This window comes from Burkholderia sp. PvR073 (assembly GCF_054055695.1).
On the sequence record NZ_JBSRXO010000009.1, the window covers coordinates 191,450 to 217,054 of the forward strand.

The 25,605-nt window shown below is 68.9% G+C and carries 30 protein-coding genes and 2 pseudogenes; 21 read left to right on the forward strand and 11 right to left on the reverse strand.

Going from position 1 to position 25,605, the window contains the following annotated elements; translation table 11 throughout:
- Positions 1 to 68: 68 nt before the first annotated feature.
- Positions 69 to 1,115 (reverse strand): UDP-glucuronic acid decarboxylase family protein, encoded by a 1,047-nt coding sequence (locus ACVK00_RS24975; protein WP_284898834.1) that lies wholly within the window; start codon positions 1,113 to 1,115, stop codon positions 69 to 71.
- The gene (locus tag ACVK00_RS24980) at positions 1,115 to 2,431 is read right to left on the reverse strand and encodes a glycosyltransferase family 4 protein (RefSeq protein ID WP_284898797.1); all 1,317 of its coding nucleotides are present in this window, start codon (positions 2,429 to 2,431) and stop codon (positions 1,115 to 1,117) included. The genes ACVK00_RS24975 and ACVK00_RS24980 overlap by 1 nt, the downstream gene beginning before the upstream one ends.
- Before the next feature lie 243 nt (positions 2,432 to 2,674).
- Here ACVK00_RS24980 and ACVK00_RS24985 point away from each other — a divergent pair, with 243 nt between their 5' ends.
- The 7 genes from ACVK00_RS24985 to ACVK00_RS25015 all read left to right on the forward strand — a co-directional run bounded on the left by ACVK00_RS24985 (position 2,675) and on the right by ACVK00_RS25015 (position 7,423).
- Positions 2,675 to 3,082, forward strand: coding sequence for a BON domain-containing protein (locus ACVK00_RS24985; protein WP_284898795.1), 408 nt, complete (start codon positions 2,675 to 2,677; stop codon positions 3,080 to 3,082).
- Positions 3,083 to 3,108: 26 nt separating this feature from the next.
- The gene (locus ACVK00_RS24990) at positions 3,109 to 4,137 is read left to right on the forward strand and encodes an SDR family oxidoreductase (RefSeq protein WP_284898793.1); all 1,029 of its coding nucleotides are present in this window, start codon (positions 3,109 to 3,111) and stop codon (positions 4,135 to 4,137) included.
- Between the two features lie 39 nt (positions 4,138 to 4,176).
- Positions 4,177 to 4,476 (forward strand): DUF2795 domain-containing protein, encoded by a 300-nt coding sequence (locus ACVK00_RS24995; RefSeq protein WP_228910700.1) that lies wholly within the window; start codon positions 4,177 to 4,179, stop codon positions 4,474 to 4,476.
- An 82-nt stretch (positions 4,477 to 4,558) separates the two neighbouring features.
- A complete protein-coding gene (locus tag ACVK00_RS25000; RefSeq protein ID WP_284898831.1) occupies positions 4,559 to 5,125 on the forward strand; it encodes a hypothetical protein in 567 nt (188 codons plus the stop codon).
- 128 nt (positions 5,126 to 5,253) lie between these two features.
- Positions 5,254 to 6,111: an SDR family oxidoreductase gene (locus tag ACVK00_RS25005; protein WP_284898791.1), complete on the forward strand. Its 858-nt coding sequence runs from the start codon at positions 5,254 to 5,256 to the stop codon at positions 6,109 to 6,111.
- Positions 6,112 to 6,140: 29 nt separating this feature from the next.
- On the forward strand, positions 6,141 to 6,752 hold the full coding sequence (locus ACVK00_RS25010; protein WP_284898790.1) for a DUF4142 domain-containing protein: 612 nt from the start codon (positions 6,141 to 6,143) through the stop codon (positions 6,750 to 6,752).
- 59 nt (positions 6,753 to 6,811) lie between these two features.
- Positions 6,812 to 7,423, forward strand: coding sequence for a DUF892 family protein (locus tag ACVK00_RS25015; RefSeq protein ID WP_166726246.1), 612 nt, complete (start codon positions 6,812 to 6,814; stop codon positions 7,421 to 7,423).
- A 126-nt stretch (positions 7,424 to 7,549) separates the two neighbouring features.
- On the opposite strand, the pseudogene ACVK00_RS25020 reads toward ACVK00_RS25015, so the two are convergent.
- Both ACVK00_RS25020 and ACVK00_RS25025 read right to left on the reverse strand, forming a co-directional pair.
- A pseudogene (locus ACVK00_RS25020) lies at positions 7,550 to 7,801 on the reverse strand (divalent metal cation transporter); the annotation flags it as partial.
- Positions 7,798 to 8,451, reverse strand: a complete 654-nt coding sequence (locus ACVK00_RS25025) for a UdgX family uracil-DNA binding protein (protein ID WP_284898786.1) — start codon at positions 8,449 to 8,451, stop codon at positions 7,798 to 7,800. The pseudogene ACVK00_RS25020 and the gene ACVK00_RS25025, both read right to left, overlap by 4 nt.
- A 238-nt stretch (positions 8,452 to 8,689) precedes the next feature.
- Here ACVK00_RS25025 and ACVK00_RS25030 point away from each other — a divergent pair.
- Positions 8,690 to 9,171, forward strand: a pseudogene (locus tag ACVK00_RS25030) (response regulator).
- Positions 9,172 to 9,198: 27 nt separating this feature from the next.
- On the opposite strand, the gene ACVK00_RS25035 reads toward ACVK00_RS25030, so the two are convergent.
- Positions 9,199 to 10,413 carry an MFS transporter gene (locus ACVK00_RS25035; RefSeq protein ID WP_284898784.1) on the reverse strand — a complete coding sequence of 405 codons (1,215 nt, stop codon included), beginning with the start codon at positions 10,411 to 10,413 and terminating at the stop codon, positions 9,199 to 9,201.
- A gap of 47 nt (positions 10,414 to 10,460) precedes the next feature.
- Positions 10,461 to 10,724 (reverse strand): DUF4148 domain-containing protein, encoded by a 264-nt coding sequence (locus ACVK00_RS25040; RefSeq protein ID WP_284898782.1) that lies wholly within the window; start codon positions 10,722 to 10,724, stop codon positions 10,461 to 10,463.
- 222 nt (positions 10,725 to 10,946) lie between these two features.
- Between ACVK00_RS25040 and ACVK00_RS25045 the strand changes: the two genes are divergently transcribed.
- The 3 genes from ACVK00_RS25045 (at position 10,947) to dctA (ending at position 14,247) form a co-directional block, all read left to right on the forward strand.
- On the forward strand, positions 10,947 to 11,840 hold the full coding sequence (locus ACVK00_RS25045) for a LysR family transcriptional regulator (protein ID WP_284898780.1): 894 nt from the start codon (positions 10,947 to 10,949) through the stop codon (positions 11,838 to 11,840).
- Between the two features lie 96 nt (positions 11,841 to 11,936).
- Positions 11,937 to 12,866 (forward strand): LysR family transcriptional regulator, encoded by a 930-nt coding sequence (locus ACVK00_RS25050; RefSeq protein ID WP_284898778.1) that lies wholly within the window; start codon positions 11,937 to 11,939, stop codon positions 12,864 to 12,866.
- Between the two features lie 52 nt (positions 12,867 to 12,918).
- Positions 12,919 to 14,247, forward strand: a complete 1,329-nt coding sequence (gene dctA, locus ACVK00_RS25055; protein WP_284898775.1) for a C4-dicarboxylate transporter DctA — start codon at positions 12,919 to 12,921, stop codon at positions 14,245 to 14,247.
- A 24-nt stretch (positions 14,248 to 14,271) separates the two neighbouring features.
- On the opposite strand, the gene ACVK00_RS25060 is transcribed toward dctA, so the two are convergent.
- The 5 genes from ACVK00_RS25060 to ACVK00_RS25080 form a co-directional block, all read right to left on the reverse strand.
- On the reverse strand, positions 14,272 to 15,054 hold the full coding sequence (locus ACVK00_RS25060; RefSeq protein WP_284898772.1) for a substrate-binding domain-containing protein: 783 nt from the start codon (positions 15,052 to 15,054) through the stop codon (positions 14,272 to 14,274).
- A 63-nt stretch (positions 15,055 to 15,117) separates the two neighbouring features.
- On the reverse strand, positions 15,118 to 16,413 hold the full coding sequence (tcuC, locus tag ACVK00_RS25065) for an MFS transporter (RefSeq protein ID WP_284898769.1): 1,296 nt from the start codon (positions 16,411 to 16,413) through the stop codon (positions 15,118 to 15,120).
- Between the two features lie 251 nt (positions 16,414 to 16,664).
- Positions 16,665 to 17,147, reverse strand: a complete 483-nt coding sequence (locus tag ACVK00_RS25070; protein ID WP_006753979.1) for a PRC-barrel domain-containing protein — start codon at positions 17,145 to 17,147, stop codon at positions 16,665 to 16,667.
- A gap of 90 nt (positions 17,148 to 17,237) precedes the next feature.
- Positions 17,238 to 17,669 (reverse strand): CBS domain-containing protein, encoded by a 432-nt coding sequence (locus ACVK00_RS25075; RefSeq protein WP_284898764.1) that lies wholly within the window; start codon positions 17,667 to 17,669, stop codon positions 17,238 to 17,240.
- An 87-nt stretch (positions 17,670 to 17,756) separates the two neighbouring features.
- Complete coding sequence (locus ACVK00_RS25080; RefSeq protein ID WP_006753981.1) at positions 17,757 to 18,008, reverse strand: hypothetical protein; 252 nt, start codon at positions 18,006 to 18,008, stop codon at positions 17,757 to 17,759.
- 157 nt (positions 18,009 to 18,165) lie between these two features.
- Here ACVK00_RS25080 and ACVK00_RS25085 point away from each other — a divergent pair, with 157 nt between their 5' ends.
- The 10 genes from ACVK00_RS25085 (at position 18,166) to ku (ending at position 25,585) form a co-directional block, all read left to right on the forward strand.
- A complete protein-coding gene (locus ACVK00_RS25085) occupies positions 18,166 to 18,471 on the forward strand; it encodes a hypothetical protein (RefSeq protein WP_228910730.1) in 306 nt (101 codons plus the stop codon).
- A gap of 272 nt (positions 18,472 to 18,743) precedes the next feature.
- The gene (locus ACVK00_RS25090) at positions 18,744 to 19,001 is read left to right on the forward strand and encodes a hypothetical protein (RefSeq protein ID WP_284898758.1); all 258 of its coding nucleotides are present in this window, start codon (positions 18,744 to 18,746) and stop codon (positions 18,999 to 19,001) included.
- Complete coding sequence (locus tag ACVK00_RS25095; protein ID WP_228910732.1) at positions 18,998 to 19,309, forward strand: hypothetical protein; 312 nt, start codon at positions 18,998 to 19,000, stop codon at positions 19,307 to 19,309. The genes ACVK00_RS25090 and ACVK00_RS25095 overlap by 4 nt, the downstream gene beginning before the upstream one ends.
- 49 nt (positions 19,310 to 19,358) lie before the next feature.
- The gene (locus tag ACVK00_RS25100) at positions 19,359 to 19,670 is read left to right on the forward strand and encodes a hypothetical protein (protein ID WP_228910733.1); all 312 of its coding nucleotides are present in this window, start codon (positions 19,359 to 19,361) and stop codon (positions 19,668 to 19,670) included.
- A gap of 296 nt (positions 19,671 to 19,966) precedes the next feature.
- Positions 19,967 to 21,406: an RNA polymerase factor sigma-54 gene (locus tag ACVK00_RS25105; protein WP_284898753.1), complete on the forward strand. Its 1,440-nt coding sequence runs from the start codon at positions 19,967 to 19,969 to the stop codon at positions 21,404 to 21,406.
- A 68-nt stretch (positions 21,407 to 21,474) separates the two neighbouring features.
- Positions 21,475 to 21,657: a DUF3008 family protein gene (locus ACVK00_RS25110; RefSeq protein ID WP_006753987.1), complete on the forward strand. Its 183-nt coding sequence runs from the start codon at positions 21,475 to 21,477 to the stop codon at positions 21,655 to 21,657.
- A 54-nt stretch (positions 21,658 to 21,711) separates the two neighbouring features.
- Complete coding sequence (locus tag ACVK00_RS25115) at positions 21,712 to 21,873, forward strand: DUF1328 family protein (RefSeq protein WP_006767422.1); 162 nt, start codon at positions 21,712 to 21,714, stop codon at positions 21,871 to 21,873.
- Entirely contained in the window at positions 21,870 to 22,256 is a 387-nt protein-coding gene (locus ACVK00_RS25120; RefSeq protein ID WP_284898704.1) for a DUF3022 domain-containing protein, read from the forward strand. The genes ACVK00_RS25115 and ACVK00_RS25120 overlap by 4 nt, the downstream gene beginning before the upstream one ends.
- Positions 22,257 to 22,411: 155 nt before the next feature.
- Positions 22,412 to 24,520: a catalase HPII gene (katE, locus tag ACVK00_RS25125; RefSeq protein ID WP_354123316.1), complete on the forward strand. Its 2,109-nt coding sequence runs from the start codon at positions 22,412 to 22,414 to the stop codon at positions 24,518 to 24,520.
- 57 nt (positions 24,521 to 24,577) lie between these two features.
- Positions 24,578 to 25,585, forward strand: a complete 1,008-nt coding sequence (ku, locus tag ACVK00_RS25130) for a non-homologous end joining protein Ku (protein WP_354123317.1) — start codon at positions 24,578 to 24,580, stop codon at positions 25,583 to 25,585.
- Positions 25,586 to 25,605: the final 20 nt, after the last annotated feature.

Sequence of the window (25,605 nt, forward strand, 5' to 3'; positions counted from 1 at the left end):
CGCGTGACGCGCATCGGCCGTCGCGGCAGCGCGGGCCGTGACGCCGGGTCAAGTCATCGCGTTCCTCCTCATGTCGCCGCCGCCGGCCGGTTCCGCGTGTTGATCCCCGCGAGCATGTGCGACGCGATCCGCGTGCTGCGCACCAGGTCGCCCGGCTCATGATGCACCGCCTGCCGATGGATGAAATACCGCGCGGTATGCGCGATCCCGGTCGAGAGCGGTGTCGTCGCGCGCCAGCCGAGGCGCCGGTGCGCGACGTCGAGATCGGGCCGCCGCTGGCGCGGATCGTCGGACGGCAGCGGGCGGAACTCGATCGCGACCGTCGCGCCGACGATCCTCACGACCTCGCGTGCGATATCGATCATCGCGATCTCGTCGTCGCTGCCGAGGTTCACCGGCTCGCACGCGTCGCCGGGTTCGTCCATCAGCCGGATCAGCGCGTCGACCATGTCGTCGACATAGCAGAACGAGCGCGTCTGCCGGCCGTCGCCGTAGACGGTCAGCGGCTCGCCGGCCAGCGCCTGCGTGATGAAGTTCGACACGACGCGCCCGTCGGCCGGATGCATGCGCGGCCCGTACGTATTGAAGATGCGCGCGATCCGCACGTCGACGCCGTACTGCCGGTGATAGTCCGTGAACAGCGTTTCCGCGCAGCGCTTGCCTTCGTCGTAGCACGCGCGCAGGCCGATCGGGTTCACGCGGCCGCAGTAGTGCTCGTCCTGCGGGTGCACGTCGGGGTCGCCGTACACCTCGCTCGTCGACGCCTGCAGGATGCGCGCCTTCACGCGCTTCGCCAGGCCGAGCAGGTTGATCGCGCCGTGCACGCTGGTCTTGGTCGTCTGCACCGGGTCGCGCTGGTAATGCACGGGCGACGCGGGGCACGCCAGGTTGTAGATCTCGTCGACCTCGACGTACAGCGGAAACGTCACGTCGTGGCGCATCAGCTCGAAGTTCGGCGCGTCGAGCAGGTGAGCAATGTTGTCCTTCGTCCCCGTGTCGAAATTGTCGACGCACAGCACGTCGTGCCCGGCCGTCACGAGGCGTTCGCACAGATGCGAGCCGAGAAAGCCGGCGCCCCCGGTGACGAGGACGCGTTTGCGATCGTAGCCCTTCATCATGCATTCTCCTTGCGGTGCGCGAGGAGCCCCGGCGTGGCGGCGACGGGCGTGCGCCGGCCGCTGGCCGCCGTGCCGGCACGCTGCGGATGCGCGACGTCGCGATAGATGTCGACGAGGCGGTCGGTCACGCCGCGCCACGTATAGAAGCGGTGCGCGCGCAGATAGCCGGCGCGGCCGAGCGCGTCGCACAGGTCGGGCCGCGCACGCAGCTGCATGAGCCGCTGGGCGAGCGCGGCCGGATCGCGTGGCGGCACCAGGTAGCCGGTGACGCCGTCGTCGACCGTGGTGCGGATGCCGCCGACGTCGCTGCCGATCACCGGCGTCGCGCATGCCATCGCCTCGACCGGCGTGATGCCGAACGGCTCGTACCACGGCGTCGTCACGAACACGTCGGCCGCGCTGTAGTACAGGTGCAGCACCTCGCGCTCGCGCCGGCCGACGAAGATCACGCGTTCCGCGATGCCGGTGTCGTGCGCGAGCGCGGCGAGCCGCGCGAGTTCCGGGTCGCGTGCCGGATCGGGCGTTGCCTGGCTGCCGCCGACAATGTAGAGCCGCGTCGGCCGCTGCGGGTCGCGCGGCATCCGCGCCAGTGCGTCGATCACGGTATCGATCCCCTTGCGCGGCACGAGCCGCCCGAGCTGCAGCACGGCGAACGCATTCTGCGGCCAGCCGAGCCGCGCACGCGCGTCGGCACGCGGCACCGGCCGGAATTCGCGCGCATCGAACCCGCACGGCACGATCTCGATGCGCGCGGCGTCCGCGTGGTAGTGCGTGGTCAGGTCCAGCGCGTCCTGCGGGGATTCGGCGATCAACCGGTCGGAGCGGCGAGCGAGCGTGTCCTCGATCGCGAAACGTTCATCGGGAAAGCCGTCGGCCGCGCCCTGATGCAGCCGCCGCACGCGCCCGAGCGCATGGAACGTCGTGACGAGCGGAATGCCGAGACGCTTCTTCACGCGCAGCGCGGCCTCGCCCGACATGAAGAAGTTCGCGTGCATCACGTCGACCGGATCGGGTTCGCGCCGCATGCGCGCGATCATGTGGTCCGCGAACGCACCCATGTACGGCAGCAGCCGCTCCTTCGGCACGTCGACGGGCGGGCCGGCCGGCACGTGGATCACGCGCATGCGCGAGCCGATCTCCACGACTTCGGGCAGGTGCGGATGGTCGCAACGCGTGTAGACGTCGACGTCGAGGCCGCGCTCGGCCAGCTGCTTCGCGACGTTCGCGACGTAGACGTTCTGCCCGCCCGCATCCACGCCGCCGATCACCCCCAGCGGCGACGCATGTTCACTGATCAACGCAATTCTCTGCATGGTGTTGCTCCGGTGGTCGAGGCCCGCGCCGGCGGGTCCCGTTGCGTCCCGGTTCGGCAATCGGCATGCCCGGGTTTTTGCGCGCGAAGCCGCCCGCCGGTGCGCCGAAAAAATTACAACGCGTTGGATGAAAGGGCGTCCGATCGGCGTGCCGCGCGCCCATGCAGCGTACTGCGCGCGGCACGCGATTTGCGCCGTGCGGATACCCGCCGGCCATGCCGGCCCCCACGAAAGGAGGTCACGATGAAGGTATTCCCGCTGCAAGCCCGCGCACCGCGCTTGCGCCGTCATCCCGCGACGCGCCTCGGCATGGCGGTCGCGATCGCCGCCGCCGCCGTCTGCACGGCCGTCGCGCCGAACGTGTTCGCCGCCGGCGACGACGGCGCGTCATCGTCATCCATGTCGTCGTCGACGCATACGAGCACCGGCGCGAAGATCCGCGACGCAACCATCACGACCAAGGCCAAGGCCGAGCTGGTCGGCACCAGCGGCCTGTCGGCCGGCGACATTCACGTGAAGACGCGTCGCGGCGTCGTGATGCTCACCGGCAGCGTGCCGGACGAACAGCAGCGCACGCAGGCGGTGAGTGTCGTCAGGCAGATCGAAGGCGTGCAGGACGTGCGCGATCAGCTGACCATCCGCCCGAAATAACCGCGTCCCGTGAAAGGAGTCCCCTGATGAAGTGCATGCTCAAACCGGTCGGCGAGCAGACGATCGTGATCACGGGCGCCACGAGCGGCATCGGCCTCGTCACCGCGCGCAAGGCGGCACGGCGCGGCGCGAAGCTGGTGCTGTTCGCGCGCAACGAGGCCGCGCTGAACACGCTGTGCGACGAAATTCGCCAGCATGGCGGCCTCGCGGTGCCGGTCGCCGGCGACGTCGGCAATGTCGAGGATCTGCAGCGCGCGGCCGCGAAGGCGGCCGATACCTATGGCGGCTTCGACACGTGGATCAACAACGCGGGTGTGTCGATCTTCGGCACGGCGGCCGCGGTGCCGCTCGAGGATCAGCGCCGGCTGTTCGACACCAACTACTGGGGCGTCGTGCATGGCTCGCTCGTCGCATCGGACCATTTCCGGCGCAAGAGCGATTTCCACGGCGGCGCGATCATCAACATGGGCAGCGAGGCGTCCGACGCACCGGTGCCGCTGCAAAGCGCATACGCCGCATCGAAGCACGCGGTGAAGGGCTTCACCGATTCGCTGCGGCTCGAGCTGGAGTCGGATCACCTGCCGGTGTCCGTCACGCTGATCAAGCCGGCCGCGATCGACACGATGTTCGTGATGCACGCAAAGAACTACATGAACGTCGAGGCGAAGCTGGCGCCGCCGATCTACGACCCCGACCTCGTCGCCGACGCGATCCTGTTCGCGGCCGCGCATCCGCGCCGCACGCTGTTCGTCGGCGGCGCCGCGAAGTTCACGTCGGCCAGCGCGTACCACGCGCCGCGGCTGTTCGATCGCGTCGCGGCCACGCTGTTCTCGCGCGGCCAGCGCACGGTGCGCCCCGCGCGGCCGCGCGACGACAACGCGCTGTACGAGTCGCGCCACGCGTTGCACGAGCGCGAAGGGATGGAGGGGCACGTGCTGCGCGGTTGCGCGTACAACGCGGTGGTGCAGCGGCCGAAGGTCGCCGGTGCGATCGCGCTGGGCGCGGCGGCGCTGGCGGTCGCCGCATTCACGCGCGCGCGCCGCGCGCCGACGTGATCGCGCGCCTTTCCGTTATTTCATTCGAAGGAGGTTTCCATGTCATCCCGACAACATACGGGCCATGAATACAGCCACTCGCGCGCGAACGAAGGCGAGCGGGTGCAGCAGGACCACGACAAGGGCGGCCACCAGACGGGGCACGGCAAGGCGCCGAGCCCCGTCGACGTGCAGAAGGCGCTCAAGGGGATGGACTATCCGGCCAGCAAGGCGGACATCGTCGAGTGCGCGGAACGCTCGCATGCGGATCCGGGTGTGCTCGACATGCTGCGGAAGATCCCCGATCGCGAATACGGCACGCCCGCATCGATATCGAAGGAACTCGGGCGGTTGATGTGAGCGCTGCCGCGTCGCGCCGTGCGTGCCGTCGCGTGCACGGCGCCTCATCATCACCGTCACCGTCACGAGGAGGAGCATGAGCATGGCGATGATCGTCGCAGGCCGCTTCACGACCTTCGATGAAGCGGAAGGTGGGGCGCGCCACCTTTACGAGCGCGCGTTCGGCCCGGACGACGTGTCGATCTTCTTCCTGAACCCGGGCGGTCAGCACGCGCGCTTTCCGATCGGCGGCGACGTGTATGCCGATACGGCCGCGAAGCCGGGCGGCCGCGGCGCGATGATCGGCGCACTGCGCGGGCTGCTGATCGGCGCGGTCGTCGGGATGATCGTCTATGCGGTCGGCGTGCGGTACTGGTTCGTGCCGGCCGCCGGCGCACTCGCCGGCGCGTATCTCGGCGCATTCGGCGGCGCGCTCGGCCGGATGCGCGGCCAGCAGGCCGAAGGCAAGGGCACGCTCGCGCACAGCGAGACCGGCGTGATCCTGGCCGCGCGCGTGACGGCGACGACGGCGGCCGCCGCGGAAGACGTGCTGCGCGCGACTGGCGCCCAATCGATCGAGCGCGTCGAAGGCGACTGGCAGGACGGCCAGTGGCGCGACTTTGATCCCGTGCGCCGGCCGGACGGCACCACCCAGGGCAGCCCGCGTTGAGCGCGCCGTTTCTTCACGCGCTTGCAATGCGGTGCGCGGCTCGGGCCGTATCACCCTGCGCGGGCCGGTGCGCCGTGCGCGGCACGCGGTTTGCGACGTGTCGCCGGCACCCGTTCAAGGAGGAACTCATGACCACGGCAAAGACCCCGCCGCCCCAGAAGCAGACGCAGCAGCCGGGCCGCGAGCGGGACATGCATCCGAAGCCGCGCGACGAGGCGGCCGATTACGTCGGCAGCGGCAAGCTCGCCGGCAAGGTCGCGCTCGTGACGGGCGGCGACAGCGGGATCGGCCGCGCGGTCGCGATCGGCTTCGCGAAGGAGGGTGCGGACGTCGCGATCGTCTACCTGAACGAATCGGACGATGCCGCGCATACGAAGCGCCTGATCGAACAGGCCGGCCGGCGCTGCGAGGCGATCGCGTGCGACATCGGCGAACGCCGCCAGGCGCGCGATGCCGTGGCGCGCACCGTCGACAAGCTCGGGCGGCTCGACGTGCTCGTGAACAACGCGGGCGAACAGCATCCGCAACCCGGCATCGAGGACGTGACCGAGGAACAGCTCGAGCGCACGTTCCGCACCAACGTGTACGGGATGATCTTCTGCACGCAGGCGGCGCTGCCGCACATGAAGCCGGGCGCACGCATCGTCAACACCGCGTCGGTCACTGCGTATCACGGCAGCCCGAAGCTGCTCGACTACTCGGCGACCAAGGGGGCGATCGTCGCGTTCACGCGCTCGCTGTCGATCGAGCTGGCCGGGCGCGACATCCGCGTGAACGCCGTCGCGCCGGGGCCGATCTGGACGCCGCTGATCCCGTCGACCTTCAGCGCCGAGGAAGTGGCGAAGTTCGGCTCGAACGTGCCGCTGAAGCGGCCGGGGCAGCCGGACGAGCTGATCGGCTGCTACGTGCTGCTCGCGTCGGAAGGCGCGAGCTACATGACGGGACAGACATTGCATCCGAACGGCGGCTCGATCGTCGGCGGCTGACGGCTCCCCCCCACGCAAGGAGAAAGCGCATGAAGCAACCCAACTGGACGATCGCGGCGCTCGCCGCGGGCGTGCTCGCCGTGTCGGGACTCGCGCACGCCCAGATGCCGAGCGAGCCGCCCGCATCGAATTCGCATGTGCCGGGCGGCGTGATCAACCCGTCGTCGGGCGGCGCCATGGGCGACGCCGGCATCGCGAAGGCGCCGCAGGGCGGCGACGCGGAATTCATCGACAAGGCCGCCATGGCAGGCAAGGCCGAGGTGCAGGCGAGCCAGCTCGCGTTGAAGCAGGCGCGCTCGCCGGACGTGCGCGCGTTCGCGAAACGCATGGTGGCCGATCACGGCAACGCGAATGCGAAGCTGACCGAGATCGCCGCGCGCAAGGGCATGAAGCCGCAGGTCGAGCAGATCACGGATCCGGACGTCGAGGCGCTGCGCGGCAAGAGCGGCCACGACTTCGACACCGCGTATGTCGCGGCGGCCGGCCCCGACGCGCACCGCAAGGCGGTCGCGCTGTTCGAAGGCGAGGCGCGCGACGGCAAGGACCCGCAGCTGCGCGCGTTCGCTCAATCCACGCTGCCGACGCTCAAGCATCACCTGAGCATGGCGGAGACGCTCCAACGCAAGGTGGGCGCGCAGTAACGCGCGCCCGGTTCAACCCCAGGGCCGCGTGGGCGGCCCGCTTTTTCGGAGAAGCAGTCATGGCCCAACGGCAATCGAAGCACGAAGGCATCCTCGAACTGCTCTGCCAGGCATACGAGACCGAGCTTGGCGGGGCGAAGATCTATGAGGCCGCGATCAAGTGCGCGACCGACGCGGACCTGCACAAGGAATGGGAGAAGTACCACCGCGAGACGATGCATCACCAGGAGGTACTGCGCAAGGTATTCAAAACGCTCGGTCTCGATCCGGACACGCAGTCGCCGGGGCGTGCCGCGGTGGCGGCGACCGGCAAGTCGCTGGTGCAGGTGATCGAGCAGGCGAAGAAGCAGGCCGACCCGGCGGTCGCGCAGGTCGTCGCGGCCGAATGCGTGGTGCTCGCCGAAACCAAGGATCACCTGAACTGGGAGCTGATCGGCTATGCGGCCGACCAGTTGCGCGACAGCGACGCGGCGAAGGCGCTGAAGGCCGCGCACGATGAGGTCGAGGCCGACGAGGACCATCACCTGTATCACACCCGCGGCTGGGCGCGCGAGATGTGGATCGAGTCGATGGGCTTCAAGGCCGTGCTGCCGCCGCCGGAGGAAGTGAAGAAGGTCGAATCGGCGGCCGATGCGGCGCGTGCCGAACGTTCGCGCGGCAAGATGATGTAACCGCGCCGGGCCGGCAACCGGGACGTGCCGCATGCGCGGCAGCCCGGTTGGCCGGCTTTTCTATTCCGCGCTCTTGCTTTTCGCTTGAATGGTTGCGCACGCAACCGCATCGTCACGATCAGGTTGGGCGCGTCCGATGAACGCCGACGCGAGCGGCACGGCCACCATCATCGGCAGCGCGACGACGGGCATCCACAGCATGTGGAAGCCGAACGGGCTGCCGGCCCGCGCATAGACCGCGACGTTGCTCGGGTCGGCGTCCGACGCGCCCGCGAGCAGGCCGGGGCCGAGGCGCCTGTACCACGGCGTCGCGGCGGGCGCGGCGGCAGCGGCGGCACCGGTGTCGCGCGACGCGTCGTCGCGGCGCAGGTCGCTCATTCGGCGTCGCCCCGTGCGCCGTGCGTGCTGCCGCTGCCGCGCGCGAGGCGCGACGCGGTGCGCAGCGCGTCGACGAGCGTCCGGTACGCGTGCTCGCGCGAATCGGCGCCGCGTGTGCGCAGCACGTAGGACGGGTGATAGGTCGCGACGACGAGACAGCCGTCAGGCGAGCGCACGGGCTTGCGCGTGCGCTCCAGCGTCGCGTCGTTGTCCTGCAGCACGGCACGCAGCGCCGTCGCGCCGAGCGCGACGATCACGCGCGGGCCCAGCGCGGCGAGCTCGCGTTCGAGCCAGTAATGGCACGCGGCGACCTCGCGCTGCGCGGGCGTCTTGTGCAGCCGCCGCTTGCCGCGCGGTTCCCACTTGAAGTGCTTGACCGCGTTGGTCACGTAGACGCTCGCGCGCTCGATGCCGGCTTCGTCGAGCGCGCGGTCGAGCATGCGGCCCGCCGCGCCGACGAACGGGATGCCGGTGCGGTCTTCCTGATCGCCCGGCTGCTCGCCGACCAGCATGATGCGCGCGTCGGCGGGCCCCGCGCCGGGCACCGGCTGCGTCGCGTGTTCCCACAGCCCGCAGCGGCGGCAGGCGTCGAGCGTGGCCGGCGCGTCGTCGTCGGCCGTGGCGGGCTTCACGGGCGCGTGGCGCGTCATGCGCGGCCTCCCGCGCAGGCTGGCGCCGCGCCGGTATAACGGTGCGTTCGCCGGCGGGCTGCAGGCGAATCGAAGTCCTTGCCGGGTCGGAACATTGGCGGTGCGCGCATCGACGGCTCCCCTATCGAATCGACGATATCGACGACCTGCAGCAACCGGCATGCCGCATGCAGGCGATATCTGCGATATGGGCGCGCGGTTTGCGCCGCGGCCATCTCCGATTACCGGGAGAAACGCGATGCAAACCACCCCCGGCGACGATCCGGCGGCCGACGACGTGCTGCTATGGCGCACGCCCGATAGCGTGCCGCGACGGCCGTGCCGCGTGCTGGTCGTCGACGACTATCGCGACGCGGCTGATGCGCTGCGGTTGCTGCTCCAGGCGCGCGGTTTCGACTGCCGCGTCGGGGACGATCCGTTCGCCGTCTGCGATCTCGCGCGCGACTGGCAGCCGTTCGCGATCGTGCTGGACATCGCGATGCCGGGCCTCGACGGCTTGCAGCTCGCGACGCGGCTGCGCGGCGACCCGCGCACCGCACCGCCGACATGCTGCTCATCGCGTGCAGCGCATTCGCGTCGCAGAACGATCGCGACCGTGCGCGGCAAGCCGGCTTCGACGCGCACTGCGCGAAGCCGCTGACGCCGCACCGGCTGCTGCGTTATCTGGACGCCGCATTCGGCGGTGCGCGGCCGGGCGCGGGCGTTACACGGCGTGTGTAAAAAAACCGAGTCGGCGGGCGGGGCACGTCACGCGCGCGCGGGGGCCTCGGCGCGTAATGCGGCTCGCGCCGCCAGCGCCGCCAACCCGCCGGCAACGACGAGCAGGCCCGCGCTCAGCCCGAACGTCGCGCGATAGCCGTACAGGTCGAACAGCACGCCGCCGCCTGTCGCGCCGAGCGCGATCGCGAGCTGCACGACCGCCACCATCAGGCCGCCGCCGGCTTCCGCGTCACGCGGCAGCGCACGGGCCAGCCACGTCCACCAGCCGACCGGCGCCGCGGTGCCGAGCAGCCCCCAGACCGCCAGCAGCGCGGCGGTCGCGACGATCGAGTGGCCGAACGCGATCAGCGCGACGGCGACCGCCGCCATCAGGCCGGGGATGACGATCAACGTCCGGTACAGCCCGCGTTGCAGGAACGTGCCGATCAGGATCGTCCCCGCGAACCCCGCGACGCCGATCACGAGCAGCAGCACCGACAACCCGGCGGCCCCCGCGTGCGTCACGGCTTCGAGGAAGGGCCGCAAGTACGTGAACAGCGTGAACTGCCCCATGAAAAAGACGCTGACCGCCGTCATGCCGAGCGCGACCGGCGCGCTCGCCAGCAGTGCGAACGCGCGCCCGGGCGTGGCGCTGCCGTGCGCGGCGTGCATGCGCGGCAGGCTCGCGACCTTCCAGCCGAACGCGATCGCGGCGACCGGCACGACGCAGAAGAACGCCCATCGCCAGCCGACGATGCCGCCGAGGAAACTGCCCAGCGGCGCGGCGACGACGGTGGCCAGCGCGTTGCCGCCGTTGACGATCGCCAGCGCGCGCGGAACCTGCCGGTCCGGCACGAGGCGCATCGCGGTGGCCGCCGACATCGACCAGAACCCGCCGATGGCGACGCCGATCAGCGCGCGCCCCGCGATGAACACCAGATAGTTCGGCGCAAATGCGACGACCGTGCCGGACACGATCATCAGCAGCGTGAGCGACAGCAGGACCCGCTTGCGGTCGCGCCGCCCGGCCAGCGACGAGATGAACAGGCTCGTCAGCAGCGCGAACGCGCCCGACACGGAGATGGCCTGGCCCGCCTGCCCTTCGCTGATCCGCAGATCGTGCGCGATCGGCGTCAGCAGGCTGACCGGCACGAATTCGGACGCGACGAGCGCGAACGCGCCGAGCGCCATCGCGAGGACGGCGCCCCATGCGGCGGTGTGAACGGGCGCGGGCCCGCGATCGGAAGGGGAAACGGCTTGCATCGTTGAATCGGGAAGAATGCGGAGCGGTGGCGTCGGCGATGGGCTCGTCAGTCGCAATGCGCGACGACGGCCGTGCCGCGATCGGCCAACGACGTGCGGCCGTCGGTATCGCGCGCCGCCGTCACGCGGGTGGACGCCACCCGCGCATCGTCGACCCACGTGCGCGGATTGGCGCGCGCTGGATTGAAGCCGGCGGCTTCGTAGCGAATCATGTCTTCGCGCACCTGCTCGCGCGTCAGGCCCTGCGCATGGGCGAGCAACGGAGCGGAAACGGCAAGTGCGGCGACAAAAAGGCGAAGTAGGGATTTCACGAGACGGACTCCGGGAAGAATGCGTGGGCGGTTCCCGAGGCCGGCTGCGGGCGCACGGGAGCCTGAACGCTTCGCAGTCTATCGGCCCCGGCTCGATCGATTAAGTAGCGCGGCGCGCTTGGATTTATAAGCTGCACCGATTAATCGGCCGAGCGGGCGGCGGGCGGCACGGGGCGGTGTCGGTGCTAGGATGGGCGTCCGTTTCGACAGGAGCCGCCCGACATGCCGCGCGAAAACCTCAACGATCTGCTCGTGTTTCTGGCGGTGGCGCGCGACCGGAGCTTCACGCGCGCGGCGGCGCGGCTCGGCGTGTCGCAATCGGCGCTGAGCCAGACGGTCCGCGATCTCGAGACGCGCCTCGGCGTGCGACTGCTGACGCGCACGACGCGCAGCGTGTCGACGACCGAAGCGGGCGAGGAACTGTTTCAGGCCGTCGCGCCGCGCATCGACGAGATCGAGATGAAGCTCGCCGCGGTGGCCGATTTCCGGGACAAGCCGGCCGGCGTCGTGCGGATCACGGCCACCGAGCATCCGATCGACACGATCATCTGGCCGAAGCTCAGGCGGGTGCTGCCTGATTACCCCGACATTCGCGTCGAGCTGTCGGTCGACTACGGGCTGTCGAACATCGTCGAGGAGCGCTACGACATCGGTGTGCGCTACGGCGACCAGGTCGCGAAGGACATGATCGCCGTGCGCATCAGCCCGGACATCCGGATGGTGATGGTCGCGTCGCCGGCCTATCTCGACGGCCGCAAGCCGCCGAAGACACCTCAGGATCTGCTCGATCACGACTGCGTGACGCTGCGGCTCGCGACCGCGAAGGGCATCTATGCGTGGGAGCTGAAGAAGGGCAGGAACGAGATCCAGGCGCGCGTGAGCGGCCGGATCACCTGCAATACGCAACCGCATCTGGTGCGGGCGGCGCTCGACGGATTCGGCATTGCGTTCGTCACCGAGGACATCGTGCTCGACCACGTGCGCAGCGGGCAACTGCGGATCGTGATGCCGGACTGGTGCCCGGTGTTTCCCGGCTATCACGCGTACTACCCGAGCCGCCGCCAGGCATCGCGCGCGTTCTCGATCGTGATCGATGCGTTGCGGCATCGGGCATAGCAGGAAGGCGGGACGGCGGAGCCGGGCATCCCCCGGCTGGGTGGGCTTGCCCGGATCATGCACAATACGCGGCATCTGAGATGGGGAGACTGGCCCGTGGGAATCAACTTCGATTTGACCGACTTGCAGGCGTTTCGCGCGGTGGTGGAGCTGGGCAGCTTCCGGAAGGCCGCTGACGCGATCAGCATTTCGCAACCCGCGTTGAGTCGGCGGATCGACAAACTGGAGGAAGCGCTCGGCGTGCGTCTGTTCGAGCGCACCACGCGCAGCGTCACGCTGACCACCGTCGGGCGCGTATTCGCGCCGAGTGCCGAGCAACTGCTGGACGATCTCGACGTCGCGCTGCTCGGCATCCGCGACGTGTCATCGAGCCGCCTCGGTCATGTGACGATCGCGTGCGTGCCGTCGGTGGCCTACTACTTCTTGCCCAACGTGATCGCGAGCTATCATCGCCGCTTTCCGCGTATCCGGGTCAAGCTGCTGGATGCCGGCGCGAACGAGGTGCTGAGCGCCGTGATCAGCGGCGAGGCCGATTTCGGCGTGAGCTTCATGGGCAGCCAGGAACCCGAGATCGACTTCAAGCTGCTGCTGCAGGAGCGGTTCGTTGCCGCGTGCCGGCGCGACCATCCGCTCGCGCGCAAGAAGCGCGTGACCTGGAACGAGCTTTACGAGTACGAGTATGTGTCGGTGGACAAGACTTCCGGCAACCGCCTGTTGCTCGACCAGGCGCTGACGACCGTCGCGCCGCGTGCGCCGAGCGTATGCGAGACGCGCCACGTGACGACCCTGCTCGGGTTGATCGAAGCCGGGCTCGGCGTCGCCGCGGTGCCGTCGATGGCGATGCCCGGACACGACCATCCGCTGCTCACGAGCGTGCCGCTCGTCGAACCGGTGGTCAAGCGCCGGGTAGGCATCGTGAAACGGCGCGGGCGCCCGCTGATGCCGGCCGCGGAGGAGTTTCACCGCGCCATCGTCGACGCCAAACGTGCCGGCACCGGCGCCGCACGCAGCGACGGATCGACGTGACGAATACAAAATATCCGATCAATACGACCGGAACATCGAGGAAGACAGCATCGTGAGGTTGGCAAGACCGCTTCGTTCGCTCTACGTGCAGGTTCTGCTGGCGATGGTGCTCGGCGTGAGCGTCGGGCACTTCTGGCCGTCGGTGGGCGCGACGCTCAAGCCGCTCAGCGATGCATTCGTCGGTCTCGTGCGGATGATGATCGCGCCGATCGTGTTCTGCACGATCGTCTCCGGCATCACGTCGCTGGCGAACGGCAAGGCCATCGGGCGCACGATCGTCCACGCGCTGCTGCTGTTCTATCTGCTGACCGCCGTCGCGCTCGCATTCGGGCTCGTCACCGCGTTCGTGCTGCGGCCCGGCGCCGGCATGCACGTCGACGTGCACCATCTCGACCCGCGCATCCTGGCGCAATATGCGCCGCACGCGCAACCGAACGGGCTCGTCGAGTTCGCGTTGAGCGTGATCCCCGATACGATGCTCGGCGCGTTCCAGAAGGGCGAGGTGCTGCCCGTGCTGCTGCTGTCGCTGCTGTTCGGCTTTTCGCTGAATGCGTATCCGCAGGCCGGTCGGCCCGTGCTGGCGCTGATCGACGGCGTCGCGCAGGTTGTCTTTCGCGTGCTCGCGATGGTCATGCGGCTCGCCCCGCTCGGCGCATTCGGCGCGATGGCGTTCACGGTGGGACGCTTCGGCATCGGCTCGGTCGGCTCGCTTGCGTGGCTGATGGTGTCGTTCTACGTGGCCTGCGTGCTGTTCGTCGCGCTGGTGCTCGCGCCGCTCGCACGGCTGCACGGCTTCGCGTTGTGGCGGCTGTTGCGCTACCTGCGCGAGGAACTGCTGATCGTCCTCGCGACGTCGTCCACGGAGCCGGTCTTGCCGCGGCTGATCGTCAAGCTGGAGTCGCTGGGTTGCGACAAGGGCGTGGTCGGCCTCGTGCTGCCCGCCGGCTACTCGTTCAACCTGGACGGCACGGCGATCTACCTGACGCTCGCGGCGTTGTTCATCGCGCAGGCGTGTGATGTGCCGCTGTCCGCGCCGCAAATCGCCGCGATGCTGGCCGTGATGCTGCTGACGTCGAAGGGCGCGGCAGGCGTGTCCGGCAGCGGACTCGTCGCGCTCGTCGCGACGCTCGCCGTGATGCCCGATCTGCCCGTGGCCGGCGTCGCGCTTCTGGTGGGTATCGATCGCTTCATGTCGGAGGCGCGTGCGCTGACGAGCGTGATCAGCAACGCGTGTGCGGTGATCTTCGTCTCGTCGTGGGAAGGGGCGTGCGATCGCGCGCGTCTCGCACGGATGCTGAACGGGGCCGGGCCCGCGAGCCCGAATGGCGCCAACGATGCCGAGGCCGACGCCGACGCCGCGCGCGACGGGAAGACGGTCTGACGCACGCCTTCCCGTGGGTCGTGCTCAGTGTGTGGAGACGGAATCCAGTCCGGTCGATTTCACGTCCGACTGCACGTCGGGCGACGCGAGATAGTCGAGCAGCGCCTTCGCTTCCTTCGGATGTTGCGCGCCGACGGGGATGCCGGCGGCGAAACGCGTGACCGACTGCAGCGATTCGGGAATCTTGCCGACGAAGGTCGCGCCCTTGACGGGCAGCAGTTCGCTGACCTGCTGGAAGCCGATTTCGTAGTCGCCATTCGCGACCACGGACGCGACCGGAATCCGCGGAACCATCTTCGCCTTCGATTTCACCTGATCCTCGATGCCGAGCTTCTTGAACAATTCCCGCTCGATGTACACGCCGCTCGCGCTGTCCGAATAGGCGATCGACTTCGCGTGCAGCAGAACCTGCTTCAGGCCGTTGGCCGAGCTGATGTCGGGTTTCGCCGCGCCGTCGCGCACGACCATGCCGATGCGCGAATCGGCCAGCTCGACGCGCGATCCGGGGATCACCTTGCCTTGCTTGATCAGGTCGTCGAGCGCGTAGCCGACCATGATCACCGCGTCGGCAGGCTCGCCGCGCGCGAGCCGGTTCGGAATCGCTTCGGGCGACTTGCCCATCGACGGGCCGAGCGCGGTCGCGAGCGTGTTGCCCGTGCTGGACGCGAACTGCGGGCCGAGCAGCTTGTAGGCGGCGGTGAAGCCGCCCGAGCTCATCACGTGCAGGTCGGCGGCCTGCACGTTCGCGCTGACCGCGGTGGTGGCGACGAACGCGGTCGCACACAGTTTCAGAAGCAGGTTTTTCATCGTCAGGGTCGTTGTCATGGTCCGGGTCGTACGGAGTCGGGGCAGATCGTTCGGCATCAGGCGTCAGTGCGCGGGCGTCAGCGTCGCCGGGTGGCGGCGATAGAGCGCGAACGTCGCAAGCAGCGCGCACACCGCGGCGAGGCTCATCCAGTAGCCCGGTGCGGCCTTGTCGCCGGTCATGTGAATGAGCGCGGTCGAGATGGCGGGCGTGAAGCCGCCGAACACGGCCGTCGCGAGGCTGTAGGCGAGCGAGAAGCCCGCGACGCGCACCTCCACCGGCATCACTTCCGTGAGCGCGACGACCATCGCACCGTTGTAGATCCCGTACATGAACGACAGCCACAGGAGCACGAGCAGCATGTTGACGAACGACGGCGCATGAGCGAGCAGCGACAGCGCGGGATAGGCGGTCGCGATCGCGAGCACCGTCATGCCGACGAGCAGCGGCCGGCGGCCGATGCGATCGGACAGCGCGCCGCCGATCGGCAGCCATACGAAATTCGACAGGCCGACGCACAGCGTCACGAGCAGGCTGTCGGCGGTGCTCAGGTGCAGGACGGTCTTGCCGAAGGTCGGCGCATAGACGGTGATCAAATAGAAGCTCGTCGTGGTCATCGCGACCAGCATCATGCCGGCGAGCACGACGCGCCAGTTATGCATCAGCGTGGTGAAGACTTCCTTCATGCTCGGACGATGCCGGCGTGCCTTGAACTCCTGCGTTTCCTCCAGGTTGCGGCGCAGCATGAAGATGAACGGCACGATCATGCAGCCGACGAAGAACGGGACGCGCCAGCCCCACGCGGCGATCGCCGATGCGCTGAGCCACTGATTGAGCGCGAAGCCGAGGGCCGCCGCGACGACGATCGCGACCTGCTGGCTGGCGGACTGCCAGCTCGTGAAGAAGCCCTTGCGGCCGGGCGTGGCCATTTCGGCGAGATAGACCGACACGCCGCCCAGCTCGGCACCCGCCGAAAAGCCCTGCAGCAGGCGCCCGAGCAGCACGAGCGCGGGCGCGAGCAGGCCGATCGTCGCGTAGCCGGGCACGAACGCGATCAGGATGGTGCCGCTCGCCATGATCGCCAGCGTGACGATGAGGCCCTTGCGGCGGCCGACGTCGTCGATGTACGCGCCCAGCACGATCGCACCCAGCGGCCGCATCAGGAAGCCGGCGCCGAACACGGCGAACGTCATCATCAGGGACGCGAACTCGCTCGCGGCGGGAAAGAACACGGCCGCGATCTGGGTGGCGTAGAAGCCGAACAGGAAGAAGTCGAACTGCTCGAGGAAGTTGCCGGCCGTCACGCGGAATACCGCGGCGGCCTTCGAACGTCCGGTCGGAAGGCTGGGCGAGGGGTGCATCTGGGTGTCTCCAGGAAATCGGGAAAATGCGCGGGAGCGGTTGATTGTCGTTTTCGCCATGTTCGCTCGGCGACAGGGAAACGATAAGTGCGATTTTTGGAAGGATTGATGTTGTTTGGTTATCAATGGGAGGCCGGGTCGGGCGGGCCGGGCCGGCAGCGGAATCCCGCGAAACAACCGAAAAATGCCGAAAAAAAGCCCCGCATTGCGCGGGGCCCGTCGGCTAATTCACCGGCAAATCGTGAACGGTTTTAATGCGTGCCGCGGGTGCGCGGATCGTTGAGGTCCTCGGTCGGATCGGTCAGCCCGAGCTCGTCGCCCGCGCTCCAGTACGGCGTGCTGCCGTAGTACTCGTGCAGCGGCTCGGCCCATTGCGGGTCGGCCATCGCCGGCCAGTGATCCTTGTCGAAGCCGGGTGCGTTCTTGATCCGCTCGGACGATACCGACAGCAAGAAGCACTTGCGTTCGGTATCGAGCGTGAGCGCGCTCCATGGAATCGCGAGCAGCTTGTCGCCGATGCCGAGCAGGCCGCCGCTCGAGAGCACCGCATACGCGATGCGGCCCGAGCGCACGTCGAGCATGATGTCCTTGATCTTGCCGACGTCGTCGCCATCGGTCGTATAGACCTTGTCGCCTTCCAGCGTGTCGGCCGCCATCACGTCGGGGCCGGGGCCCGCCGCCGTCGCGGCGCCCTTGCCGATGATGCGGGTCCGTCCTTGATCGGGAGTCTGCATGGTTGTCCTCCTGGCTGCATGGGGCGCGACCGTGCCCGGGATGGGCCCTGGGGGTCGCGCGGGTTGTCGGGCGAGGCGAGGATCGCCCCGTCACGTCCGCTTCGGTTGCGACACGCCTTCCAGCGTGTTCGCGACTTCATCGCGCGCCGGGCCGGCCGTGCGCGTCGCGATGTCCGCGAGCGACAGCATGCCGACGAGGCGCTGGTCGTGATCGACGACCGGCAGGCGGCGCAACTGCGCGTCCGCCATGTAATGCTGGATCTCGTCCAGCGGATCGTCCTCGAAACACCATTCGATCGGGCCCGACGCCACTTCCTGAATCCGCGTTTCCGGCGGCTTGCCGGCCGAGATCGCGCGCACCGTGAGGTCGCGGTCCGTGACCATGCCGATCAGCCGGTTGTTGTCGCACACGGGCAGCGCGCCGATGTCGTAGCGCTCCATCAGTTGCGCGGCATGACGGATCGAGTCGGTCGGCGCGATATGCACGATGTCCTGCGACATGATTTCGTTCACGCGATGCATCAGGTTCTCCTTCCGGGTTGAAGCGGGGCCATTCGATTCAGCAAGCGGCGTGCCGCGACGCACGCGGCGGCCGCTCCGCGTCGGCCGTCATTTATCGCGACGTTTGGCCGGGTCCTGCCACGGGCCGTCGTCGTGCGTGCCCGGCGGCGTGTCGGGCTCGATGCGCGTGACGCCGCCGGTCGCGGGCGGATCGCTCGCGGGGAACGTGTCCTCGAGCTGCTTGTCGATATGCCGCTCCGAGTGGCGCGTCTTCGTCTGATCCTGGTGCTTCAGCGGCGGCGACGTATCGGGTTGCTCGTGCGCCGGCGCGTCGCGGCCGGACCGGGTCGAATCCTTCATGGCAAGCCTCCGTGTCGGTGACGATGATGCGCTGAGCGCGCAACGGCCGTGCCCGCTGCGTGCGGGCGGCACGCGACTTGCCGCTTCGGCGGCCGACGACGACGTGCGGCGCAATCCGCCGCGCATGCACACACATGCACATCAACCAGGAGGCACGATGACGAGTCCCAAACAGCGGCCAGGGGTGCGCTATGAAGTCAACGTATGCGGCGGCGGGTTCGATTCGGTGAAGAGCCATTTCAGCACGTGGAAACACGAGCCGCTGATCTACCGGCCCGATCGCCGGATGTTCGAAGGCAAGGCCGACGTGCGGCCGCTCGGCGACGAGACGTTCGGCTCGACCGAGCCGGCGCGCTTGGCGCTGCAGCGCGCGTGCGAGCCGGCCGATCCGTATGCGCTCGCCGCGCGGGTGCGCGACGACGGCCGCGAGCTGTGGCTCGTGATGGCCGCCTACGAAGGGTAGTGCGGCGCACTTGAAAGAATTGCAGCGCGCGGTGTAGCGAAGGCACGACGCGCTGTCCGGCGGCATGCGCGGCCGTGCGGATGGCGCCGCACGCGGACGGCACGCGGACGGCACGCGGACGGCAAGCGGACGGCAAGCAGACGGCAAGCAGACGGCAAGCAGACGGCAAGCAGACGGCAAGCGACGGCACGCGGCTTGCGGCGTGCGTAGACCCTCGAGCGGCGCGCGCACGCGCGCCACCGGGCCGATCCCTTGAGGAGCGACATGATCGAATGCCCATGAACCGAGACCCCGCCCAGTCGTTGCACCGGCCCGAGCCGCCGCCGCCCGGTATCACACCGGAGCCCGAGCCGTCCGAGCCGGACATCGTCCCGCCCGGCACGCCGCAACCGTTTCAGGATCCGGAGGGTGACCCGCCGGTGCACCCGCCGCCGGAACGCGAGCCGCCGACCCGGGAGCCGCCGATTCACGCGCTGCCGACGGGTATGCCGCCGGCGGCGTTCATCCTATCCACGGAGGGCCCACGATGAGCATCAGCGTGAAACCCGGCATGCTGCGCGACGTGGCCGAGACGCTCGGCCGCCATTTCGAGGCGCGCGCAATGCCGTTCCATGTCGAGGAGCAGCCGGCCGGCGCGCTGCATTTCGGCTTTCGCGTCGACGGCCATCAGGCGTCACTGACCATCACCTTCGACGCCGACGCATTCGCGGCGCTCGAACAGGCCGGTACCGAGCGGCAACGCGGCGCACTGACGCGCGTCGCGGCCGAATTCGACACGATGATGGCGCGCCGCGCGCCGACCGCGTTTGCGGGCGATTTCCATTTCAACCGGCTCTGAGCCGGGCCGCGATGGCCGGCCAGCGCCGCCCATTCCACGGAGGATTCCGATGAAGCCGATCCAGACGATACGCGTGGGCGCCTGTGCGTTTGCCGCCGCGTGCGCGCTGGGCGCATGCACGCAACCGCAGGGCACCTATGGCACGCGCGGCGCACCGCCGGCGCCGCCGGGCGCTCAGGGCGCGTCGCCGACCACGACCATGCCGGACGCGAATACGCGCTACGACACGCGTCCGTCGCCGCACAACACGATGCCTCCAGGCGCGACCGGCGGCGCGGCGGTCGACGTGCCGCAGCCGGGGCCGAACGGCGTGGCGGGCGACCGGCCGCTGCCGGGCACGCCGCCGCCGATGCAGTACTGACTCGACGGACTCGCCGCGGCTCGCATCGCCGGGTATGGACCGGTGGCGAACGGGAGGCTGGCGAGCGACGAAGCGGTGAAGGACGCGATGGCCGTCCATGCATTCCGGCCTGCGCGTGCCCGGCGCGAATTTCGTGCCCCCTAACTTCCCGGCGCTTGTAAAAAAGCGGCTTCGAGGCTCCCGGATCGAGGGGTGCGCAGCGACGAAAGCCGCGCCGGATGGCGGTTCTCCGTCCTGGCATGAAAGCTGCATGGATCCCTGCACGTGAATTTCGCACACAGTCAGGAGGGGCATCGATGTCCGTCACGCTTGCGCTCCAGATGCGACAGCATCTGGCACTCACCCCGAGGCTGCAGCAATCACTGCGTCTGCTGCAGCTGTCTTCGCTCGAATTCCAGCAGGAATTGCGGCAGGCGCTCGACTCGAATCCGTTTCTCGAAGATGGCCAGGGCGACGACGAAGCCGCCGCCGAGGCCGACGCGCCCGAACATCCGGTCGAAGCCGCCGCACCCGAGCCCGTGCCCGAGGGCGATGACGTGCGTCCGCCCGACGGCGACGTGTCGTACACGGCCGCCCCGGCGCCGCGCACCACGAGCCGGCAGGGCGACGACGTGAGCGACCTGTCGCCCGGCGAATGGATGGCCGCCGAGCCATCGCTGCACCAGCAGCTGCACGACGCGCTGCGTCTCTATCCGCTGAACCGGCGCGACCGCGAGGCCGCGCGCATCGTGATCGACGCGCTCGACGAGGACGGCTATCTGCGTCAGGAGCTGTCCGAACTGCTGGTCGCGGCCGATCCCGCGCTGCTGCTGTCGGAACAGGATCTCGGGGTCGCGCTGCGGCTCGTGCAGATGCTCGACCGGCCGGGGATCGCCGCCCGCTCGCTATCCGAATGCCTGCTGCTGCAGCTCGACGCGATTCCCGCCGGCACGCCGGCGCTCGCGGAAGCGAAGGTGATCGCGCGCGAACATCTCGAACGGCTCGCCCGGCGCGAGACCGCCGAGATCCAGCGGCGCGTCGGCTGCAACCAGGCGACGATGCAGGCCGCGTGCGCACTGGTACGCGGGCTCGATCCGCGCCCGGGCAACCACTATGGCAGCACGCGCGGCGACTATGTGGTGCCCGACGTGATCGTGCGCCAGGTGCGCGACGAATGGATCGTGACGATCAACCCGGCCGTGCTGCCGCGCGCGCGGCTGCACGAACGCTATGCGACGCTGTTCGCGCAGTCGAGCGGCGAGCGCGATTCGCCGCTCGGCCAGCAGTTGCAGGAAGCCCGCTGGCTGATCCGCAACGTGCAGAAGCGCTTCGACACGATCCAGCGCGTCGGCGAATGCATCGTCGCGCGGCAGCGCGACTTCTTCCGCTACGGCGAGATCGCGATGAAGCCGCTCGTGCTGCGCGACATCGCGGAAGAGCTCGACCTGCACGAATCGACCGTGTCGCGCGCGACGGGCAACAAGTACATGGCCACGCCGCACGGCACGTTCGAGTTCAAGCACTTCTTCCCGCGCAAGCTGGAAGCGGCCGGCAAGGGCGTGTGCTCGGCATCGGCCGCGAAGGTGCTGATTCGCGACATGATCGCGGCCGAGCGCCATACCGACCCGCTGTCCGATGTCGCGCTCGCGCAGAACCTCGCGGGCCGCGGCATCCTTCTTGCGCGTCGTACGGTGACCAAGTATCGCCAGGCCATGAAGATCCCGCCGGCCGAACTGCGTCGGCGCGACGCCGCCTGACGATACCGTCCGAACTGCGCGCGGCCCGCGATGCGACCGCCGCGCGCGCCACCGAAAGGAGGAAAGCCATGCCAGCCAAGTCCCAAGCACAGCAGCGCGCGGCGGGGGCCGCCCTGTCGGCCAAGCGCGGTGACACGAAAATGAAGGACCTGAAGGCGCCGTCAAAGTCGATGGCCAAGTCGATGAGCGAGAAGGAGCTCGAAAAAATGGCGTCGACGCCGGTCCACGGCAAACCCAAGCACAAGCATTGATCGGCGACGACGCGCGCCGACGATCGTCGTTCTTCAGGACTCCAGGAGGAATTCATGCTGAGATATGCCATCATCTTCTTCATCATCGCGATCATCGCGGCCGTGTTCGGCTTCGGCGGCATCGCGGCCGGTGCGGCCGAGATCGCGAAGATCCTGTTCTACATCTTCGTCGTGATCTTCCTGGTCACGTTGTTGCTGGGTGTCGTACGCCGATGACGGCCACCCCCGACCGTTCGCAGCGCATCGTGGAACTCGAGAATGCGCTCGCGAACGGCTTTCCATCGGAGTCGACCCTCGTCGTGCATACGGACGACGCCTCGGGCCGACTGACGATTCAGGTGTCATGGGTGCGGCTGCCGGCCGATGAAAGCGCGCGTCAGTGGCGCTGCGTGGTCGACCTGCGCTTCGATCCCGACGTGCTCACGCGCTATGCGTCGCTCGGCGCGGACGACCGGCTGCGCGTGCGCACCCGGCTGTGCGACCTCGCGCGGCGCGCGGTGGACGAACAAAAGCCGCGCGTCGAGGACGCCGAGATCGAATGCAACGTCGAACTCGACGTGACGCGCGACGAACTCGATAGCGCGTTGCGCGCGCCCTGACGCAGGCGCCGCAGCCTGCAGTGACACCGCAGGCGGGCCGCCGCGGCATACGCCGCGCGGCTCGCCCGTTTTCCGTGCCGGCAGCCGTGTGCGCCGCTACGCGGTCGTGCACGTCGCCGCCCTTCATCGAACCGAACCGAGACGAGGACGCGCGCATGACGAATCCCCCGCAATCCGGCAATCCGCCGCCCAACCCGCAGCAATCCGACAGCGCCAAGTCGCGCCAGCTCGACGAGAATCGGCTGCGGCCCGACGGCCAGGCGTTGCGCACCAACCAGGGCGTGCGCATCGCCGACAACCAGAACACGCTGCGCGCCGGTGCGCGCGGCCCGTCGCTGCTCGAAGACTTCATCATGCGCGAGAAGATCACGCACTTCGATCACGAACGGATTCCCGAACGGGTCGTGCATGCGCGCGGCTCGGCCGCGCACGGCGTGTTTCGCGTCTACGAGCCGATGGCCGACTATACGAAGGCCGCGTTCCTGCAGGACCCGGCCGCCGAAACGCCGGTGTACGTGCGCTTTTCCACCGTGCAGGGCCCGCGCGGCTCGGCCGACACGGTGCGCGACGTGCGCGGCTTCGCGGTGAAGTTCTATACCGAAGAGGGCAACTACGACCTGGTCGGCAACAACATGCCGGTCTTCTTCATCCAGGATGCGATCAAGTTTCCCGACTTCGTGCATGCGGTGAAGCCCGAGGCGCCGAACGAGATGCCGACCGGCGCGTCCGCGCACGACACGTTCTGGGACTTCGTGTCGCTCGTGCCCGAAACCACGCATACGGTGCTGTGGTTGATGTCCGACCGCGCGCTGCCCGCGAGCTTTCGCGCGATGGACGGCTTCGGCGTGCACACGTTCCGCTTCGTGAACGCGGCCGGCGCCGAGCATTTCGTGAAGTTCCACTGGCGGCCCGTGAGCGGCGCGTATTCGCTGCTGTGGGATGAAGCGCAGCGCATCGCCGGCCACGACCCCGACTTCAACCGGCGCGACCTGTGGATGGCGATCGAGCGCGGCGACTATCCGGAGTTCGAGCTCGGCGTGCAGCTGATCGATCCCGCCGACGCGCACACGTTCGACTTCGACCTGCTCGACCCGACCAAGCTGGTGCCGGAGGAACTCGTGCCGGTGCGGCCGATCGGCCGCATGACGCTGAACCGCAACCCGGACAACTTCTTCGCGGAGACCGAGCAGGTCGCGTTTCATCCGGGGCACGTGGTGCCCGGCATCGACTTCACGAACGATCCGCTGCTGCAGGGGCGCCTGTTCTCGTACACCGACACGCAGTTGAGCCGGCTCGGCGGCCCGAATTTTCACGAGATTCCGATCAACCGGCCGGTGTGCCCGTTCGCCAACAACCAGCGCGATGCGCTGCACCGGCAGACGATCGCGGTCGGGCAGGCGTCGTACGAACCGAATTCGCTGAACGGCGGCTGGCCGCGCGAGACGCCGCCCGCGCCGTCCGGCGGCGGCTTCGAGACGGTGCACGAACCGCTCGAAGGCGACAAGGTGCGCGTGCGCAGCGAAACGTTCGCCGACCATTTCTCGCAGGCGGCGCTGTTCTACCAGAGCATGACCGAGATCGAGCAGCGGCATATCCGTGACGCGTACTGCTTCGAGCTCGGCAAGGTGACGAAGCCGGAGATTCGCGAACGCGTGGTCAACGAGATCATCGCGCGGTTCGACGCGGGGCTGGCCGCGCAGGTCGCCGAGCGGCTCGGGCTGCCGGTCCCGCAAACGGCCACGACGCCGGTCGTCAAGCAGCGTGCGCCGTCGTTGAGCCTGATCGGCCGGTCGAAGCCCGATATCCGCTCGCGCAAGATCGCGCTGATCGCGACGCCCGGCGTGAGCCAGACGCTGGTCGAGGAGGTGCGCGGCGCGCTGACGGCCGCGGGCGCGGTGCCGACGATCGTCGCGCCGACCCTCGCGCCGATCGGCAGCATCGTGCCGCAGGCGACGCTCGCCGGGATGCCGTCGGTGATGTTCGACGCGGTGTTCGTGTGCGGCGGCGACGGCGACGGTCGAAATCTCGCGCACAGTGCCGACGCGCGGCACTTCGTGCGCGAGGCGTTCAAGCACCTGAAGCCGATCGCGGCGGTCGGCTCCGGGCGTCAGTTGCTGAGCGCCGCGCACCTGCCGGATCCGGCCGAGGGCGTGTGTGTCGCGCAAGCGGCCGATCTCGACGCGCTGCTTCGCACGTTTTCGGACGAGATCGGCCGGCATCGGGTCTGGTCGCGCGAGCAGCAGGCGGCCGAGCTGCCGGCGTAGCGTCGCACGGCGCCTGCTCCTTCGGGGGCGGGCGCGGTGGCGGCAAGGAGGACAGGCATGGCACCGCGAATGATATGGAAAGGCGCGATCAGTTTCGGGCTCGTTCACGTGCCCGTGCAGCTGTTCCCGGCGACACGCACCGTGAAGCCGTCGTTCCGGCTGCTCGACAAGCGCTCGATGGATCCGGTCGGCTATCGGCAGATCAACAAGCGCACCGGCAAGGAGGTCACGCGCGAGGACATCGTGCGCGGCTACGAGTACGAGAAGGAACGCTACGTCGTGCTGACCGACGACGAGATTCGCGCGGCGAACCCCGAATCGACGCAGACGGTCGACATTCTCACGTTCGTCGACGCGGACGCGGTGTCGTTCCTGTATCTCGACACGCCGTACTACCTCGTGCCGGACCGCAAGGGCGAGAAGGTCTATGCGCTGCTGCGCGACGCGCTGAAGGACAGCGGCAAGATCGGCATCGCGCTCGTCGTGATGCGCGACCGCCAGCATCTCGGCGCGCTGATTCCGGTCGGGCCGCTGCTCGCGCTCGACACGTTGCGCTGGCAGGAGGAACTGCGCCCGCTCGACGAACTGTCGGTGCCGACGGACGACGCGAAGCACGCGGGCGTGACCGCGCGCGAGCTGGCGATGGCGAAGAAGCTGATCGACGACATGGCGGGCAAGTGGACGCCCGACGAGTATCACGACACGTTCCGCGACGACATCCTCGAACTGGTCGAGCGCAAGGTGCGCTCGGGCAAGATCGAGGAGATCGAGGAGCGGCCGCCACAGACGGGCCGCGCCGCGACCAACGTGGTCGACCTGACCGAGCTGCTCAAGCGCAGCCTGAAGGGAGGCGGCGGCGCGCGTGCGGCGGACCTGCGCGACGAACGCGAGGAACAGGAGGCCGAGACGTCGTCGCCCACGGGCGCACGTCGCAAGCCGGCCGCGAAAACTGCGTCGAAAGGCGCGGCCGCGAAGACCGCGGCGAAGCGGCCGGCCGCGAAACGCGCCGCGACGGGCGAGCCTGCGGCGAAGAAATCCGCCGCGCGCCGCAAGCACGCGGCATGATGCCGCACGACGCGAGGTGA